Origin of the sequence: Sporosarcina sp. ANT_H38 (genome assembly GCF_008369195.1) — a bacterium.
Taxonomy (GTDB): Bacteria; Bacillota; Bacilli; order Bacillales_A; family Planococcaceae; genus Sporosarcina.
This window is the reverse complement of sequence record NZ_VOBC01000001.1, coordinates 286,344-304,198: the sequence shown is the minus strand read 5'-3', so window position 1 is coordinate 304,198 and position 17,855 is coordinate 286,344. Positions and strand designations below refer to the sequence as shown.

The window sequence follows — 17,855 nt, the reverse complement described above, 5'->3', positions numbered from 1 at the left end:
TAATCGTAATAGAAGTCATTCAATCCAAAGCAATCCAAAAGCGCAACTATACAAGCAGCGACCAGGGGGTGTTCAAGTTATTTACTGGTTAATCAATAGACGTGTTATTTTTCATTAAAACTATGGTATACAGCAGTAATACTCAGTATAAAACGATATTTTTATCCAGTTCAAATTCTCCCCCTCTTTCACTAAACTAATACAAAAATCAGTTCAGCTTAAAAAAAGGAAAAAAGAATATCGTTTTTTATACCCCTGAAAAGGCTTCAGGATAGCTGACTGTCCCCTGTACACCATCTAGTGCACCCTTTTGAAGTTCAATAACCATGAATGCTTCGTCTGGCACTTCAAATGGAGACTTGATATCTTTTTCACTTGCAGTGATGAAACCAAATCGTGGATAGTATGCGCTATGTCCTAACACAATTACAGAAAGATACCCAAGCTCCTTAGAACGTTTTAACCCTTCTTTGACAAGCGAAGAACCTATTCCTTCATTTTGATAACCCGGTCTGACAGCCATCGGTGCAAGTGCTAAGGACTGTACAGAACCTTCCGCAGTTTCAATAACAATTGTACTGAAAAGTATATGACCAACTATTTCTTTATCTTCCGTTTCAACTACTAAGGAAAGGTCCGATATGAAAGCAGCGGATGTCCTAATTTTATCGATCAGATTTGATTCGCCTTCTTGGCCGAATGCTAGGTCATTCACTTCCTTGATTGCTTGAAAATCATATTCCTGTTCAACTCTTATATTGTTCAAAACGTTCATCCTTTCGTTCCCAAATACATTCTACAGGATTCCACCCAAAAAAACCTTGATGTAACAATGTTCCAAAAAATAAATACATTAATCGCAATGACTTTGATATCATCCGAGCTTTATGAGAAGTGAACATCGATCAGCTAGACTCTTCTAATGCTGGTACATATTTGAAATCGATAGTAAGACAGTCCGGGTGTTTATCTCTACTTTACTTATCTTTTGCTCACTTCATCATACAAACCAAAACATCAATATGAATAAAAAAGGGCGCATCCCGTATAATATAACTACGAAACGCGCCTCTATTTTATTGATAACTTTATTAAATCCATCTACCAACAATCGGATAATTGTACTTTTCGTCTTTTAGTGCTTTGACAATTGCTATAATCGGAACAATGATCCACATTAAACCGAATCCAATTAGCATCGGAATCCCTACAAGTACAATGATTAGAAGCGCAGAAACAAAAATTAGTGCACTCATTACCAATTGGAATAAGACTGCTTGTATCGCCATCCTTTTGACCTCTAAATCATCAATAACTAGATAAATGATGAACGGTACCAAAAACGGCATGAAGAAAGCACTGGCATGAACTAACACTTTTAATCCTTTATTCTCCATATAATAAACCCCCTGGCTTTTTCTAGTATCTTATTATACGGATGAAAGGCAAGGAAGATTCATTTATTTCAGCGGGAGCTTGTCGTACATTTCATTAATTTTATCCACATCGATTTTTTCACGTACCTCATTTGATATACTATACTTCTCTTTAAGCACTAAAATTCGCTTTACACTCTCATTAAGCCGCTCTTCTGTGATTTCTCCTGTTTCAATAGCCTTTATGAGCGCATTGAAAGTATTAATTTGCTCATCATAATTGCGAACTACAAGTAGCAAATCGCTTCCCGCGATGAAGGACTGAACAGCGGCTTCAGGGATTGTATAGTCATTTGCGATTGCCCCCATCGTCAGGTCATCCGTTATAATAACACCTTCAAATTGCATTTGGTTGCGAAGTAGTCCCGTGATAATAGCTTTAGACATTGAGGATGGATAATCAGGATCGAGTGCCGGGAATAAAATATGAGCGACCATTACTGCATCAGCACCTTCTTCAATTGCCTTTTGAAATGGAACTAGCTCTACGCTTCGAAGTGCTTCCAAAGTTGTTTCTACTTTTGGCAACGCCTTATGTGAATCAACAACAGTATCGCCGTGTCCTGGGAAATGTTTAATGACAGGAATTATGCCGTTGTCCATCATTCCATGCATCGTCGAGGTACCTAGCTTAGCGACTTGATAAGGATCCGACCCAATTGAGCGATCCCCGATAACTGGATTTCTTGGATTACTGTTAACATCCAATACAGGTGCGAAATTCATATTATATCCAAATTCATTAAGCACCTCAGCTAAGTAGGCTCCAGCACGATAACTCACTGATTCATCATTAAGTTTACCGATTTCCGCACTTGTTGGTAGTCTAGGGATACCGCCTGGCAGTCTAGAAACACGCCCTCCTTCTTCATCGACAGAAAGAAATAATGGGTTTTTATTAGACTTATTTGCATTTTTAATTTCATTCATAAGTTGCATTAATTCGGGCGATGTCGATATATTATTCCCCATCATAATGACGCCACCAACATGATAATTACGGATGAGCTTATCCATCTTACCAGTAAATGATGTACCCTCCACACCAATTACTAGTAACTGTCCAACCTTTTCTTCTAGTGTCATTTGGTCAATCATTTCATCTATCGGTGATATTACAACTTCCGAAGACTCGACTACTTCCATTTTTTCAGGAGGTTCAAACGTAGATGGTATTATTTCCCTTCCCTCTTTGATATCACCTTTTTGTGTTAATTGAAAACATCCCGACATCAATAACATGTAACAAGAGATGAGAAAAATGAACGGATAATTGCGATTCACTGTCACTCTCCTTTTCTTATTACTTCATTTCCACCGATCAATCGCAGCTTCAATATTCGCGAGCGACACCGATCCTTTCTGCATAGGCGGTGGACATGATTTATTGTATTCGAATATTTTTTCGTTCACCTTTTCTATCTGCAATTCCAAATCTGTTGCACTATAGGTTTTGTGAATAGCTGCAATTGCGATTACTTCATCACGAATTTCGTGCTGTAACTTTAGCCAATGAGGTTTATAACCTGCATCTTTAGCAATCCGCTGAAAATGCTGGAAGGTATCACCCGAAAAATACTCTTGTGATAATGGTTTCCCTTGGCCCGCCAAATTATCCATGCCACCTTTTTTGGTATATTCTTTTAAAATATCGCCGATTAGATCGTTGTATGGTGGTTTTAATTTTTCATCACCCAAATTTGTCCAGTCCTCCTTTATATTTTCATTATTTCATTTTTCCCAGATGTATAATCCAACTTCATTTGTTCCAATTCGATTTTCATCTTTTCAGTTTCCATGATGAAGTTTTGCTGTTTCAATTTCTCCAGTTCGATTTCATCGCGCATAAATTCCCCTTTGATTTTCACTACTCTACGATTATGATCTGTAATAATCGCAGTAATCGGCACACTCATGACAATTGCAACTATCAGTACGGCAGTCAACATTATTATCACCCCTTCTTAACCTTGTTAGTTCAATTGTACATTATTGTAATTATCTGTCATACATTTTCGAATAATTTTGTTCGATTTTCTCCGGGTACAAAACGAATAGTTGGGTATACTTTCATAATACGTTGCAGGAAATGGGGTTATCCAATTGAAGTTCACACTTGAGGAAGCCGTAAACAATTATGCACTCCCTTTTCAATCTGATGAAGATCTTTCAACTATAATCGAAGCCATAGGTGATGCAAAAATTGTTTTATTAGGAGAAGCAAGCCATGGGACATCGGAATTTTACACAACCAGGGCTAAGCTGTCCAAAATGCTAATTGAGCAGAAAGGATTTTCAGCCATCGCAGTCGAAGGTGATTGGCCGTCCTCTCAACAGGTTAATCGCTACATAAAAGGATATAGTGATAGTAAAGATCATGCCAAAGATGTATTGAAAGCTTTCAGCAGATGGCCAACATGGATGTGGGCAAATGAAGAGATTGCAGAGTTTATCGACTGGTTGAAAATGCATAACGACTCAAGGATTCTCGCTCAAAAAGTCGGGTTTTACGGAATTGATATGTATAGTCTTTGGGAATCAATGGAGGAAATTATACGTTACTTAACAGAATCCAATCCCACAGGTGCCGATCTTGAACTCGCTAAAAAAGCATTTTCCTGCTTTGAACCTTTCAACGGTATGCCGGAACATTATGCAATTTCCACAGCACATTTTTCACAAGTGTGCATTGACGAAGTGAGTGATTTATTATCGTCTATTCGGTCGCATAATAAACACTATGAAGACGATCAGGAAACCATGTTAAATTTAAAAGTGAATGCACTCGTCACTAAAAACGCAGAAGAATATTACCGTGCCATGCTTCAAGACAATGCATTGTCCTGGAATATTCGTGATGAACATATGGTTGAAGCGATTAATGAAGTGATGAATCATTATGGAGAAAATGCGAAGATCATCGTTTGGGAACATAATACACATATTGGAGATGCCCGTGCAACAACAATGCAGGAGGACGGAATGTTCAACGTCGGTCAACTACTTCGTGAACAATTTAAAAAAGAAGATGTCTATGCAGTAGGATTCGGTACACATCGAGTCACCGTAATCGCGGCTGAAAAATGGGGAGTGCCATTCGAGAGAATAGAAATTCCTCCCGCCCGTCAACATTCATGGGAAGATTTATTACACAAGTCAGGCGCTTTCGATAAACTATTTATTTTCAATGAAGAAAATCGTAAATATTTCTCAGGTTGGATTGGCCATAGAGCAATTGGGGTCGTCTACAACCCTGATTATGAGCAATTTGGTAATTATGTACCTTCGCAAATCGGAAACCGATATGATGCTTTTATATTTATTGATCAAACAAAAGCGCTGGAACCACTGATGGTAGGAGTAACGGTAACTGACATATGAGGTTGTAATAGCAAGCAAAAGAAAAGCGCGATTAATGAACTAATCACGCTTTTCTTCTCTCTTTTAGTAGTAGAGTTGCTGAATTCAATATTATTTATCTTCGTTTTGAGCATTTTCAGCCACATGTTTAAGTATTGAAAGTTTGTTATCCCAAAACTGTTCACAGAAGGTAAGCCATGTTTGCAATTTTTGTAGCGGCTCGGCTTCCAAACAATATAACTTTTCACGCCCCACTTTTCGTGCAACAACTAGTCCAGCTGATTCTAAAACAAGCAGATGCTTCGTTACAGCAGTTCTACTCATTGTAAAATGGCTACTCATTATTGAAATTGATAATTCTTTACCTGCGAGCAGTTCAAGCAATCGGCGTCGAGTCGGATCAGCGATTGCTTGAAAAACGTCGTACTGTTGGTACTCCTCAGTCATTTAGCTTTCAACTACATGTTTCAATTTCTGTATGAGCCCATCCCATCCGCCAGACATTCGTGAACGCACCAATGCATGTGATTCACCAAACTCCGTTTGACTTTCTTCTTTCCATCCCGCGTGAATCAGTGTTAATTCGGTCTGACCTTCTTTTTCTTTCAACTCAAACGTGATCAGCCATTCCTCTCCCCACTCAAAAGATAAGCGATTTGGTGGATTCACTTCCGTCACCTTACACACCGAATTGCCCCACGGTCCTGCTTGTAGGATAAACTCTTTTCCTTCGATTGGTTGCATATCATTCGGCATAAACCAAGCACCAATTCCTTCAGCTGTAGCGACATATCCCCAAACTTTTCCGATTGGAGCGTTAATGCTTATATATTTTTTCACTTCGGCGAAACGTTCATTTTCATTAATTGACATATAAAGACCTCCCGAATTTTAAGTGAAACCATTTGGTTACATATATAATTATATGCAACCAAATGGTTTCATGTCTATTGTTTTTTGAGTTCATTAAAAAAGCCGACTGCGCGTGGCAATCAGCTTTTCATATTTACATAACCCATTATTTGTTCGCAAATGTTGCTGGCATGACAACCGCAACAACTTCCCCTGTTGCAACAACTGTGTCATCCGCAAATACTTCGACAGACACCTTAAATTTCTTCGGATGAATTTCTTCCACTTGTCCAACAGCTTTTAACAAAGCACCCTGCTTAGTTGGTTTCATATAATTCACGTTCAACGACGCTGTGACGAAACGTGGTGGTTCTTCACCACTGCCTGGCTCGTGCCCGTTTTTTCGATGCAGCGCAAGTGCAGCAGAACCCGTCCCATGACAATCAACAAACGATGCAATCAACCCACCATAGACAAATCCTGGAATCGCAATATGTTTTGGTGACGGTTCATAATACGTTACCGTCTCTTCCCCTTGCCACCCTGTTCGGAAATGGTAACCATCTTCATTTAAGCGACCACAACCGAAACACCAAGCAAAATCACCCGGATAATCATCTTGAATTGCACGTACTATTTCTTTTTTCATCCCAGTCATCCCCCATTCCACATTCCTACTTAATCATTATAACATTCCGACAAATCATTAATCCTCTAAAATATCTTTCAGAAACTTTTCTCGATGATCTAGGAAATATTTTGTGATTTGATAGTGCTCAGTCATTTCATATTCAGTTTCCTTTATTTCCCCATCATCAAAACTTAAGATTGTTGCATCGGGATAACCTAAAATTATGGGCGAATGTGTTGCAATGATGAACTGACAATTTTCTTCCCGGACAAGATCATGCATGATACGAAGAAAGGCCAGCTGCCTTTGCGGTGATAATGCGGCTTCCGGCTCATCGAGTAAGTAAATCGCTTTTCCATTGAAGCGATTTAAAAATAATGACAGAAATGATTCCCCATGTGACTGATGATGTAATGATTTCCCTCCGTAATCACGATAGGAGCCATAGGGTTCTTTCGCCATTTCATCAACGTGTGAGGCAAAATGATAAAAAGATTCCGCCCGTAAAAAAAATCCGTTTGTCACTTTTGGCATCCACGACAAACGTAGATACTCACTTAATGCACTTTCAGAAGCATCCACTTCATACGTATTGTTCCTACCTCCACCTGCCGCATTAAACCCACATAAATCCGCAATCCCCTCAAGCAACGTCGATTTCCCTGAACCGTTTTCTCCAACAAAAAAGGTAACACTATTTGTTAGATCCAATTCCGTTAACGATTGAATTGAAGGTATAGAAAATGGATACTCCTTCTCTGATAGCGTCTCTTTATGAAGAAGCGTTATTTTTTTCAAAAACATTTGATAATATCCCCTTTCTAGAAATTTTTCTGTATGACATTGCATAGATTACTAAGGTACAAGCATGATTTCCTACATCTTCATCCGCGTATACTAAAGAAATGAATTATAGGAGGAATAGAACATGAAAATAAGGGCATTATTATTGATTGCTGTTATGATTATGGGCACATATGCAATGATCCAACTTTTCCTAGGCTATGATAAGAAAGAGGTTACGAAGGTTCTTGGCGTCACGGAATCTCCGTTTAGTTTACTGACTTTTTCGGAACCATCACTTTCAGGGGCCGCCCCAAAAATTTGGAATGTCGATGATGCGTCCGAAATTGAAAGCTTACTTGAATTTCTTCAAGATTATCACGTCCGGAAATTAAAGCCTAATAAAATCAATAGAGTCGATAATATTGATCAGTTCAAAATTAATTTAACAGATAAAAATGGAAACAATTTTAGCATTGTTGTAAATGAAGATCTAATCATCCAAAACTCTTCACTCTATTACGAAGTCGTTGATGGTCCAATCGACGTGGATTGGATTGTTCAATTTATCATCAGCAATAAAATTTAAATAATCTTACATGAGGACAAGGGAGTTCTCCTATTCTTGTCCTTTTTAACTTTATGTAGTTAAATACTCTCGCGTATTTGATATCTTTTATTTAAGTAGATCAATCCAAAAAATAGCTATCATTAATATGCAATACAGAAATACTGCATAGATTTGTAGAATCCATTGCTTTGATGGCTGGTTGAATTTCCAATCCATAAATCCTCTCACCATAGATACTACGATGAAATAAGGCACCATAATATAAAACATGTTAAAACTTTCATTCTCAGTAACTAGAGTCACAGAGCCAATGATACAGCCCATCATAAGTATCCCTAACGCGAAAAATTGTATTTTTTTTGCCCGATCGTCCATAGTATTCGTCTTCTTTGTTATATTTAGCTTCCTTTTCAGAACTCGCTCTCCCAACCACCCAGCAATAATTAACACAATACCAATAATAATTATTTCTTTCATGACTCCATACACCTCTTTCGTGAAATGAACGATCTATTGAATCACGTCTGTTGATTAGCCATTTATTCATACAAAATACTAGTGAGAAGGGTTTGATAACTTCCATTTTTACTGGACCATTTCCGGCTCGCTTTCGGCAAAATAATCACGACATATTTACCGAGGGGCATGTGTGGCTAGTTGCCTATCGCATTCCTACAATGTTTAAGTGAAAAATGCAGTTGCTTTAGAAGAAACGAATAGATGACTTTCTATAGAAATCATGAGTGCCCGAAGATACAATTCCGGGCACTCTTGCACGTTGTACGCTTACTTTTAGTAAAGAGTATGCATCTAAGCTTGTGATGCCTTATAGACAGTGACACTTTTTTTAAATTAGTTAGAAAAAACCATAGAGAAAGCATCAGCCGCCAAAATTGCATCTTTGACGGCTTTTCTCCCGGTAAAAAGCCAGCTATTCTTTCGTCCAAAAAATCTTCAGCCTCTGTGTACTTATGCATTTGGAGCACGACGGATGAATGACAGCCATACGATTACCGAAAGAAGTCATTCAATCCAAAGCGTTCGACTATATAAGTAGAACTCAGGGGGCTAATCAAGTTATTTACTGGTTACTTTTGTTAACAGATGTGCTATTGAAAATATGTATACCGATATAACTGAGTGAAGGGCCCTAACGCCGTTGCGACTTCAATGGAATTCTTTTGTTCAACATATATACACTAACATTCATTAATAAATCACTGTTCCTTGTTTATATCACTTAGAAGTCTCACATTTCGTATATACTTATGAGAAGAGCACTTAAAAGGAGCTAACTAACATGGAATTTAAAAGCATTGATGAACAAGTCATTCAAAAATATCAGCAGGATGAACAACTGATGATTCGTTTGTTTGTACAATGGTGTGCTAATAATGAAGTGAATCCGCATGAGTTATATAGCCGCGCATACCCAGACCAACAAGAAAATGTGACTATGAAAAAAATAATTGAAGAAGCAAAATACGAAGAAGAAATCGACATTGATAACGAAACAATGCTTGATGTCCTGCAACTCTTCGGCAATGATGATCTTGCCTTTATCCTAACAGATGAAATCGAACGTCTTTCAAGAAAGAAAAATTAACGCTAACTGTTTAAGTCACTAATGTAAATTAACCAACATTAACCAGGAAACAATTTAATAAAACACTAGGCGTCCCGTAACGGGTTCGGTTGATGGAGAGAAAACATTGAGTAACAACTCAATAGGGGGACATAATTCGCATATGAATTGGTGTCTCCTTTTTTCGTTGTTACATCAAAGCTTTAATGGATTTAACAAACTAATTAGGACATCAATACGCACACTAATTCAAGACACCACATTAATTTTTGCGATGATGTTAACACTTACGCTAAAAGCGCTACGAATTAATATACCATAAGTAGTTCGTGAACTTATTTCTTGGAGAAAATTGGAGTTTTTATGGTAATCTAAATATAGATTGTGAAAGAATTTAGATTAATCTATATTCTACAAACGGACCATTTAGTTTAATATAGATAGATGGATAAAGAGGGATTTTTTCAAAGTTATTATTGTCAGTACTATTTGCAATTTGAGGGATTGCTTTATTTCTTAAATTAATTTGGTTTAGTTCGTTGAATTATACACCTCATTCATCATCTGAAATTGTATTTGCTATCACTGTGATTGCTGTAACCTATGTATTTGATTAAACGGAATGTTTTTATTTAAAAGTTTAAATGGAAAAAAATATAACTCACAATAGACTAATAACTTATTATTTTATAAGGCGAAATCGGTATATAAGGACTACATTTCGATCGGACTATATTATTGAATAAGAATTTAGTTAGCAGAACGTGAAATGATTTCAAGGGGGATTACTATTGAATCTAAAAGAGAGAGCAATTGAATTTTTCATTAATTTCAAAGAGTGGTCTAATAACCAAAACCATATAAAGGGTGTTGGAATATTGGGTTCATTTGCACGAGGTGATTTTCATTCAAAATCAGACGTTGATTTAACCATTATTTCAACAAACAAAGACCTTACAGTAATTACTATCCAAAATGATTTTTATTACGGCACCATTAAGAGCATTACACATGAAGATTGGGGTATTGTTACATTCTTAAGAATTATTTATGATAATGAATTAGAGGTGGAATATGGAGTTGTGACAGACAAGTGGGTAATAGAACCACTTGATGAAAGAACAAAAAGTGTTGTTACAACAGGCTTTAAAGTCCTAGTTGAAAAGGAAGATACATTTTCCAGTGTAGTAAAGTTTTTAAATTAATTGTGAAATCATTCATCAGTTATCTGGCGCAATTTTGAAGGAAACGTCATTCCTCTTATTCAACAAACGGAGGTTTTCATTCAATAAGATTTATAAAAAAGCAAACCAAAACTGAGCGTTTTCACTTGCCATTTAACCTGCTAACTTGTTATTTGAAGCTATGCTAATTAGGGCGTTATTTACATTTTAAGCATTTCTCTCCTCATCAACCGAACCCGTTAGCGTCCCGAGTACTATTACTTATTGACCACTTAGGGTTGAACGGTTCCTAAACCAATACCGAAATATCTTAATCTATAGGGAGGCAACAGGCGACTAACCACAATGGAATGCCAAAGGAAGAATGAACTGCAATTCCTCCCCAATGAGTGTGGCCAGAATTTACGAATAACGCATTAAAATGGGTAATTGAAGCCATAAGACTGATAGCTCAGCGGTCAGGCTTAAATCTTAAGTGGTCGCGTGATTGAGGGCATTTCTGGGGTTTGTATTGAGGGACTATAAAAAAGTGGATAGATGCACGACTTTTAGCTAAGAACAGCCACCCCCTCAATCGAGTTGGTGGCTGTTATTTCTATTATAATTCTTCTTCGTATTGTACTCCAATTATATTTGCCACCTGAATCCACTCAGGTCCAAAGGAATTTTCAAGCAATATAACACTGCGACTGTAAATCAAGGTTACGCTCTAGCAACATCATGCTCCCCTACTTGATATGTTCCTGGTCATGTAAACCTTCCTATCCTTCATGACCACCGACTAGCTTTTTTCACGCTATTTTATTCATTTTTTCAATTTCCTCGACTTTGATGAACTTAATGACGACGAACAATAGGATAATCCCCAATATACCTGCTGTAATATAGCTGACATTAAGAAAGTTTTTCATAGCGAGTGACATAATAGGTGGGCCTGCTGCAACACCGACAAATCTCGCCGAGCTATAAAAAGAAGAAACTGTGCCCCTTAACTCTTTTTTTATGTTTTCTGTAATAATAGCATCAAGTGCAGGCAATAATGCGCCAATTGCAATGCCTACTATGCTCGTGACAACTAACAGAAGGACCAGTTTTTCACTTGTAAAGCCTACGAAAACAACGCTTGCGGACATTGCGATCAAGCAAATAATCATTATCTTTTTAATCGTCTTTGCATTGCCTTTGATTTTTCGACCGGAGATAAACGAAGCAATACAAAGTAATAATAGCGGAATGGCCAAAACAAAACCTTTCTTAATGCCTTCTATATGATGAACTTTTTCAAGGTTTTCTGATAAAAAGAATAACATACTGAATAATATCAACATAACAAGGACCCCATTAAGGAATACGGTATATAACCATTTACCTTCTACCTTAAACACTTTTTTAGTGTTACTTAAAAACTCCTTAAAACTCACTGGTTCATCTTTTTCTTTCGGGACTTTAACAAAGAAAAAGATAAGTGCAATAGCAATTAAACTGAGCACTGAAATGGAGAAGAATGGAAGGAACCATAAAATAGCTGCAAATATTGAACCTAAGATTGGACTTAACACTTTTCCAAACGTGTTCGATGTTTCAATAATTCCTAAACAAGAACTCATTTTTTCATCATCATCTTGATAAAGGTCACCCACAAGTGGCAAAATGATTGGCATTGCCCCAGCTGCCCCTATTCCCTGCAGGATCCTACCAACGATAATCATTGTGTATGGATCCTCCAATTTCCATGAAGCAAACCCGGCAATCAGACCACCAATTAAAGCGAAGATTAAACTCGGTAATATCACCATTTTCCTACCAAAGCGGTCTGATAAATAGCCCGCTACTGGTATAAGAAAAATAGCCGCAACTGAATAGCTTGTAATGATCATGCTCGACTGAAATGAGGTGATCCCGACCTTTTCTTCTAGTATCGGGAGCACTGGAATAAGCATGGAATTTCCTAACGTCATGATAAGAGGAATTGAAGCCATACTTACAATGCACCATACGCTTACTTGATCAGTACTTTTTCCCATTACCACACCTCGACTAATCTTGTTTTTTGACTAATAAAGGTATGATTTCCCTGTGTGTTCATTTTATGCGTTACATGTTTATTTTCAGTGTTTTAAAAACAGTACTTATGTAAAATGTTAAGACATACTTATGAGCCCTTTGGATAGCTTATTAAAATAGTGCTTGAAATGCCTGAATGCCAAAGTAGATTCCAAATCCAATCATAGAAATGGTTGAAATAATGGTGACCATTTTTAAAAGTTTGTTGGACAATAGTTTACGAGCTCCACTGGATAGAAAGGCCATTACAAAATCTACTAACATAATTCCAAGTAATATAGCAATACTATTTAAGATGATTTGATAGCCTGTAGAGACTCCAGCTGTTTTCGCAAGGATAGAACCATATATCCCAATCCAAAAAAGGATGGTAAGTGGATTAAACAATGACATGAAAAAGCCAGATAAAATTGACTTTCTAAGTCGGTCTCTTTTCCCGTTTTTTAAGTTCATTTCAATTTTATTTAGTGAAAGTAAATTTTCTATACCCGTATACAAAAGAACAAAACAACCGAAAGACCAGAGGATTGTTTTTAGTAAAGGCGAATCAATAAATTGTCCAATTCCAAAATAAACCATGAACATATACATAATGTCGGTTGCTAAAGCTCCTAGACTAAAAAACCAGGCATGAAAAAAACCATTTTTAATACCCGTGTTTAATAGGACGGTCTTTACAGGTCCAATTGGTGCAGCTAAGGATACACCTAAAATGATATAGATAAATATTGAATCCATAGATATGGCCCTCCTTTTAAATGATGTCTATGCATCTTATTCGGAGGGACTGCCCTGTACAACTATCTAATGAAGAAATTACGTTGCTACTTTCTACTTTAAACACGTCTGTTGATTAGCCAAAGGTAACCAGTAAATAACTTAATCATCCCCCTGGCCACTTGCGCTTTTGGATCGCTTGGATTGAATGACTTCTAGTACGATTACTGAGATGTCTGGGTGTGTAGGGATGTGACTTTGTCACATCCCTACACACTTTTTTCGGTAATCGTATGGTTGTCCTTCATCCGTCACGCTCCAAAATCTTAAGTACACAGAGTACTTAAGATTTTTGGAACGAAAGAATAGCTGGCTTCTTACCTGGAGAAAAGCCGCCAAAGATGCAATTTTGGCGGCAGATGCTTTCTCTATGGTTTTTTCTTATTTATTTTAAAGAAGTGTTAATTTCTATAGGGCATTCCATGTTCTTTGCTAAAAATAAGCAAGGAACGTGACAGGCAACTATTCGCAACTGTATTACTGAAAAAAGTGTGGCTAGAAGTGACTTCGTCACTTCTAGCCACAATAGGACCCCTCTGGGGAGGAATAAATTGCAATTCCCTCTTGAATTTGTCATGAATAGTTAGCTGAAAGCGGTCCGAAAATGATCCAGTAAAAATAGATTTTCCCAAGCACTATTTATTCACCAGTATTTTATGCAAATATATGGTTAATCAAGAGACATGTACTTTAAATTTATTAATAGTGATGCATGCAGATTCTCGCATTCATAAAGTTTCGCTTTCTCCCATACACTAGGTGGATTCTGAAGAAAGGTGGGAAAAGCATGAACGGAGAACAATCAGAAGTCAAAATGGTAAGTGTATTTGACCCCTACTTCTATCAAACCTTACTAAGCTTCAGGTTAAAAAATGTTGTTATTCAAACGACGAAAAATCCAATACAAGGTTCACTACTAACAGTCATGCCTGATCATGTTGTAATTGAAGTGAGTAACACGCCATTTTACGTTCGAATACAGGAAATCATATGGGTTACACTTTCATGATTTCCCAAAATTCAATTGTAGGGAGTGAATCAATTGATCAAACGTGTAAATAAATTACCAATTGATCTTCCAATCCCAGAATACGGGGATGCTAATGCAGCTTCTGCGGTTCAGGAACTGTTGGGTGGAAAGTTTGGAGAAATGTCTACACTTAATAACTATATGTACCAATCATTTAATTTTAGGCAGAAAGGCAAGCTCAAACCCTTCTATGATTTAGTTGCAAGTATTACTGCTGAGGAGTTCGGCCACGTAGAACTGGTTTCTAACACGATAAATATAGTGGGCAAAGGTTCTTCTTTTACAGCAGATCCTAACTTAACACCTTTACAAGACGCTATAAACAAACGGAATACGTATGCCTTCATAGCAACAGCGCAAACATCGATGCCTGGAGACTCCATGGGCAATCCATGGCGAGGAGACTATGTGTTTTCCAGCGGAAACCTAGTACTTGACCTATTGCATAACTTCTTTCTTGAATGCGGAGCAAGGACGCATAAAATGCGAGTATATGAAATGACTGACCATCCCACGGCAAGGGAAATGATTGGTTATTTACTTGTTCGGGGAGGTACACATATACTTGCCTATGCAAAAGCGATAGAAATGGCCACTGGCACTGATTTAACAAAAATGCTACCAATACCTAATTTAGATAATCGTGTCTTTGATACTGCAAGAAAATATGAAGATCTAGGATACGGTAATGTGTTATTTACTTGGAATGATACCGGAGAATATAAAGACATACGCCAGATATGGAAAGGGACCAATCCAAGTAGTGGTGAAATGCTTATTGTAAAAGAAGGTATGCCAAAAGGTTATACAATTCCTGATTTTGAAGATATTCCTGAAGAGTTTGCACCCGGTATCGGTAGAGATGAATATGAGCAAATTGCAAGGCGGTTGTTGTCAGATATGTAACAAAAATTTGTTCGTTTAAAAATGGATTCTTTGCTTTTTCAGTCAGCGCATAAGTATTTATATACATGCCATACACAAGAAGTGAAAATGGAACTACCGCAATTAACACAGCTTAGAACGCTCCGATTGAATCAGTGTTAATCCATCCAAACTCCACGTTTAATGTATCCAAAAATAAAAGATCCACCGAAAGCAGACCTCCGAATAACCCATTGAATTATATTGTATTGTCTTAGTTTGTCATCCATCATTTTAAATAACCAAAATTGAACAGTAATTGAGTTAATCAAACACTAGGCGCTACGTGTGCAGTTGCCTTTGGGTTGCTTTAGATAGAACGACCTCTTTACTATTACCGAGAAGTCTAGATGTGTAGGAATGCGACCAGGCAACTATTCGCAACAGGATGACCAAGGAGGAATGAACTACAATTCCTCCTTAAATTTGTCGTGAATATTTCGCCGTCAGCGGACCGGAAATGGTCCAGTGAAAATGGAGTTTTTCAAGCCTTTCTCACCAGTGCATTATGCAAAAAATTGTTAATCAACAGGTGTGTTAATAGCTAAATCAATATGTGAAATAACCCGCCGAACTTATCTAGTATAATTTGCGATTAATTTATGAGGTTGAATTACTGTGTGCTGAGTATGTGGTGTCATTTGACGATACGGTCAACCTATAAATGCTCTGTTTTGGAAGAAGTCTTAAAAAATCGCCTTCAACTCCTTTCACACCAACGTTATCTGAAACTTGCAAATAGTATCCATTCTACTATATACTATTATTTAGTTCGACATCCGTAATAAAAGGGAGAGATTAGATTGGTCAAAAGTTTACCGCTGCGTTCAGAAGTAAAGACTGAAGAAACATGGAATCTGCAAGACCTATTCACAACTGAGGACGCGTACAATGCCGCAGTAATAGAATTAGAAAATGAAGTCGATGCATATGCTGAAAAATTCAATGGTAACATTAAAGATGCTCAATCTATAATTGAAGCATTAGATGGCTATGCGGCTATTTATGAAAAAATTGTTCCTGTAGGCACGTATACGAGTTTGTCATCAAGTACAGACCAAACGGATGACGAAGCACAAATGCGTTCAAGCAAGTTTGGTTCAACTGCCGCAAAAATAAACAGCAAGCTTTCATTCGTCAACAGTGAACTTTCTGAGTTACCCGTAGATGTTTTGGAAGATGCAATGCAACAATCTGATGAATTCAAAAATTACTTAGAGAAATTGATTCGCAAAAAAGATCATCAACTGCATCCCGAAGTTGAAAAGACATTAGCAGCATTCTCATCTACATTCAGCGGTCCTTACGGCTTGTATAACACGACAAAAATGGTTGACATGGCATTTGATGATTTTGAAGTCGACGGCAAAAAATATCCGTTAAGCTATGTGTCTTTTGAAGGCGATTGGGAATCGGAAGCGGATACGGACAAGCGTCGCGCTGCATTTGATGCATTTTCTTCAAAATTAAAAGACTATCAGCATACGACTGCAAAAACGTACGACATGCATCTGCAAACTGAAAAAACAACTGCTGATCTACGCGGTTACGACACGATTTTTGATTACTTATTGTTCAATCAAGAAGTCGAGAAATCTATGTATGACCGTCAAATTGATTTGATCACAAAAGAACTTGCGCCCCATATGCGTAAATACGCGAAACTTCTGCAAAAAGTACATGGACTTGATAAAATGACATTTGCCGATTTGAAAATCCCTCTTGACCCAACTTATGAACCGAAAATCACGGTAGATGAATCTAAGAAATATATTGATGATGCCCTTGCTATTATGGGTGACGATTACATGAATATGGTAGATCGGTCATATAAAGAAAGATGGATAGATTTCGCTCAGAACAAAGGGAAATCTACAGGTGCATTCTGCTCTAGCCCTTATGGAAACCATCCCTATATCCTTATTTCATGGACAGGCAGCATGGAAGATGTATTTGTGTTGGCTCATGAATTAGGCCATGCGGGTCATTTCTACAATGCAAACCGAGAGCAAAACGTATTCAATGCACGCCCTTCTCTATACTTCATTGAAGCACCTTCAACGATGAATGAAATGCTCGTGGCTAACCACTTGCTTTCAAACTCGGATGACCCAAAATTCAAACGCTGGGTCATTTCATCCATCGTGGCTCGTACGTACTATCATAACTTCGTAACGCACTTACTAGAAGCTGCCTACCAGCGCAAAGTCTACGAAAGAATTGACGCAGGTGGAAGTGTCAATGCCGGTGTATTGAACAACTTGAAACGCGGCGTTCTTGAAGAGTTCTGGGGAGAAGATGTCGAGATTAATGAAGGTGCTGAGCTTACATGGATGCGCCAGCCTCACTACTATATGGGCTTGTATCCATACACATACAGTGCAGGACTCACTATCTCCACTCAGGTATCAAAACGTGTCCTAGATGAAGGTCAGCCTGCTGTCGATGAATGGTTGGAAGTTTTGAAAGCTGGCGGAACAAAATCTCCTGCTGAACTTTCAAAAATGGCGGGTGTTGATATCACTACAGACAAACCATTGCGTGACACAATTGCTTACATCGGTAATTTGATTGATCAGCTAGTTGTGTTGACAGAAGAAATTGAAGCAAACGAAACGGCAAACGTTTCACGATAAGGACAAATAAAGCTGACGAAAC

At 37.7% G+C, this 17,855-nt stretch carries 19 protein-coding genes; 7 read left to right on the top strand and 12 right to left on the bottom strand.

The window, feature by feature from the left end:
• Positions 1-247: 247 nt before the first annotated feature.
• From FQ087_RS01595 to FQ087_RS01575, 5 genes are all read right to left on the bottom strand, one after another.
• Positions 248-775, bottom strand: coding sequence for a GNAT family N-acetyltransferase (locus FQ087_RS01595; protein WP_149578813.1), 528 nt, complete (start codon positions 773-775; stop codon positions 248-250).
• Positions 776-1,091: 316 nt separating this feature from the next.
• On the bottom strand, positions 1,092-1,397 hold the full coding sequence (locus tag FQ087_RS01590; RefSeq protein WP_149578812.1) for a DUF4870 domain-containing protein: 306 nt from the start codon (positions 1,395-1,397) through the stop codon (positions 1,092-1,094).
• Positions 1,398-1,460: 63 nt separating this feature from the next.
• Positions 1,461-2,720 (bottom strand): beta-N-acetylhexosaminidase, encoded by a 1,260-nt coding sequence (gene nagZ / locus FQ087_RS01585; RefSeq protein ID WP_149578811.1) that lies wholly within the window; start codon positions 2,718-2,720, stop codon positions 1,461-1,463.
• Between the two features lie 24 nt (positions 2,721-2,744).
• On the bottom strand, positions 2,745-3,134 hold the full coding sequence (locus FQ087_RS01580; protein WP_255452113.1) for a DnaJ family domain-containing protein: 390 nt from the start codon (positions 3,132-3,134) through the stop codon (positions 2,745-2,747).
• A gap of 17 nt (positions 3,135-3,151) precedes the next feature.
• A complete protein-coding gene (locus FQ087_RS01575; RefSeq protein WP_188006607.1) occupies positions 3,152-3,385 on the bottom strand; it encodes a hypothetical protein in 234 nt (77 codons plus the stop codon).
• Between the two features lie 154 nt (positions 3,386-3,539).
• On the opposite strand from FQ087_RS01575, the gene FQ087_RS01570 reads away from it, so the two are divergent.
• Complete coding sequence (locus tag FQ087_RS01570) at positions 3,540-4,817, top strand: erythromycin esterase family protein (RefSeq protein WP_149578810.1); 1,278 nt, start codon at positions 3,540-3,542, stop codon at positions 4,815-4,817.
• A gap of 90 nt (positions 4,818-4,907) precedes the next feature.
• Here the strand turns inward: FQ087_RS01570 and FQ087_RS01565 are convergent, their stop codons facing one another.
• From FQ087_RS01565 to FQ087_RS01550, 4 genes are all read right to left on the bottom strand, one after another.
• Entirely contained in the window at positions 4,908-5,243 is a 336-nt protein-coding gene (locus FQ087_RS01565) for an ArsR/SmtB family transcription factor (protein WP_149578809.1), read from the bottom strand.
• Positions 5,244-5,669 carry an SRPBCC family protein gene (locus FQ087_RS01560; RefSeq protein WP_149578808.1) on the bottom strand — a complete coding sequence of 142 codons (426 nt, stop codon included), beginning with the start codon at positions 5,667-5,669 and terminating at the stop codon, positions 5,244-5,246.
• Positions 5,670-5,814: 145 nt separating this feature from the next.
• Positions 5,815-6,297: a PaaI family thioesterase gene (locus FQ087_RS01555; protein ID WP_149578807.1), complete on the bottom strand. Its 483-nt coding sequence runs from the start codon at positions 6,295-6,297 to the stop codon at positions 5,815-5,817.
• 57 nt (positions 6,298-6,354) lie between these two features.
• Positions 6,355-7,083, bottom strand: coding sequence for an AAA family ATPase (locus tag FQ087_RS01550; protein WP_149578806.1), 729 nt, complete (start codon positions 7,081-7,083; stop codon positions 6,355-6,357).
• 124 nt (positions 7,084-7,207) lie between these two features.
• On the opposite strand from FQ087_RS01550, the gene FQ087_RS01545 reads away from it, so the two are divergent.
• Positions 7,208-7,651, top strand: coding sequence for a hypothetical protein (locus FQ087_RS01545; RefSeq protein WP_149578805.1), 444 nt, complete (start codon positions 7,208-7,210; stop codon positions 7,649-7,651).
• Between the two features lie 87 nt (positions 7,652-7,738).
• On the opposite strand, the gene FQ087_RS01540 is transcribed toward FQ087_RS01545, so the two are convergent.
• Positions 7,739-8,110: a DUF4181 domain-containing protein gene (locus FQ087_RS01540; protein ID WP_149578804.1), complete on the bottom strand. Its 372-nt coding sequence runs from the start codon at positions 8,108-8,110 to the stop codon at positions 7,739-7,741.
• Positions 8,111-8,933: 823 nt separating this feature from the next.
• Between FQ087_RS01540 and FQ087_RS01535 the strand changes: the two genes are divergently transcribed.
• Together FQ087_RS01535 and FQ087_RS01530 are read left to right on the top strand one after the other, a co-directional pair.
• Positions 8,934-9,239, top strand: coding sequence for a hypothetical protein (locus FQ087_RS01535; RefSeq protein ID WP_149578803.1), 306 nt, complete (start codon positions 8,934-8,936; stop codon positions 9,237-9,239).
• Positions 9,240-10,009: 770 nt separating this feature from the next.
• On the top strand, positions 10,010-10,423 hold the full coding sequence (locus FQ087_RS01530) for a nucleotidyltransferase domain-containing protein (protein ID WP_149578802.1): 414 nt from the start codon (positions 10,010-10,012) through the stop codon (positions 10,421-10,423).
• A 770-nt stretch (positions 10,424-11,193) separates the two neighbouring features.
• Here the strand turns inward: FQ087_RS01530 and FQ087_RS01525 are convergent.
• Both FQ087_RS01525 and FQ087_RS01520 read right to left on the bottom strand, forming a co-directional pair.
• Positions 11,194-12,426 carry an MFS transporter gene (locus FQ087_RS01525; RefSeq protein ID WP_149578801.1) on the bottom strand — a complete coding sequence of 411 codons (1,233 nt, stop codon included), beginning with the start codon at positions 12,424-12,426 and terminating at the stop codon, positions 11,194-11,196.
• Between the two features lie 151 nt (positions 12,427-12,577).
• Positions 12,578-13,204, bottom strand: coding sequence for a LysE family transporter (locus tag FQ087_RS01520; RefSeq protein ID WP_149578800.1), 627 nt, complete (start codon positions 13,202-13,204; stop codon positions 12,578-12,580).
• 826 nt (positions 13,205-14,030) lie between these two features.
• On the opposite strand from FQ087_RS01520, the gene FQ087_RS01515 reads away from it, so the two are divergent.
• From FQ087_RS01515 to pepF, 3 genes are all read left to right on the top strand, one after another.
• On the top strand, positions 14,031-14,252 hold the full coding sequence (locus FQ087_RS01515) for a YuzF family protein (RefSeq protein ID WP_149578799.1): 222 nt from the start codon (positions 14,031-14,033) through the stop codon (positions 14,250-14,252).
• A 33-nt stretch (positions 14,253-14,285) separates the two neighbouring features.
• On the top strand, positions 14,286-15,179 hold the full coding sequence (locus FQ087_RS01510) for a manganese catalase family protein (RefSeq protein ID WP_149578798.1): 894 nt from the start codon (positions 14,286-14,288) through the stop codon (positions 15,177-15,179).
• An 821-nt stretch (positions 15,180-16,000) separates the two neighbouring features.
• Positions 16,001-17,833: an oligoendopeptidase F gene (gene pepF, locus FQ087_RS01505; RefSeq protein WP_149578797.1), complete on the top strand. Its 1,833-nt coding sequence runs from the start codon at positions 16,001-16,003 to the stop codon at positions 17,831-17,833.
• Positions 17,834-17,855 lie beyond the last annotated feature (22 nt).

Bases quoted from the DNA above. Each gene is read 5' to 3' on its own strand.
- FQ087_RS01575 (WP_188006607.1), bottom strand. From the start codon at position 3,385: ATGTTGACTGCCGTACTGATAGTTGCAATTGTCATGAGTGTGCCGATT.
- FQ087_RS01560 (WP_149578808.1), bottom strand. From the start codon at position 5,669: ATGTCAATTAATGAAAATGAACGTTTCGCCGAAGTGAAAAAATATATA.
- FQ087_RS01520 (WP_149578800.1), bottom strand. From the start codon at position 13,204: ATGGATTCAATATTTATCTATATCATTTTAGGTGTATCCTTAGCTGCA.
- FQ087_RS01595 (WP_149578813.1), bottom strand. From the start codon at position 775: ATGAACGTTTTGAACAATATAAGAGTTGAACAGGAATATGATTTTCAA.
- FQ087_RS01555 (WP_149578807.1), bottom strand. From the start codon at position 6,297: ATGAAAAAAGAAATAGTACGTGCAATTCAAGATGATTATCCGGGTGAT.
- FQ087_RS01590 (WP_149578812.1), bottom strand. From the start codon at position 1,397: ATGGAGAATAAAGGATTAAAAGTGTTAGTTCATGCCAGTGCTTTCTTC.
- FQ087_RS01550 (WP_149578806.1), bottom strand. From the start codon at position 7,083: ATGTTTTTGAAAAAAATAACGCTTCTTCATAAAGAGACGCTATCAGAG.
- FQ087_RS01525 (WP_149578801.1), bottom strand. From the start codon at position 12,426: ATGGGAAAAAGTACTGATCAAGTAAGCGTATGGTGCATTGTAAGTATG.
- FQ087_RS01515 (WP_149578799.1), top strand. From the start codon at position 14,031: ATGAACGGAGAACAATCAGAAGTCAAAATGGTAAGTGTATTTGACCCC.
- FQ087_RS01540 (WP_149578804.1), bottom strand. From the start codon at position 8,110: ATGAAAGAAATAATTATTATTGGTATTGTGTTAATTATTGCTGGGTGG.
- FQ087_RS01535 (WP_149578803.1), top strand. From the start codon at position 8,934: ATGGAATTTAAAAGCATTGATGAACAAGTCATTCAAAAATATCAGCAG.
- FQ087_RS01565 (WP_149578809.1), bottom strand. From the start codon at position 5,243: ATGACTGAGGAGTACCAACAGTACGACGTTTTTCAAGCAATCGCTGAT.
- FQ087_RS01545 (WP_149578805.1), top strand. From the start codon at position 7,208: ATGAAAATAAGGGCATTATTATTGATTGCTGTTATGATTATGGGCACA.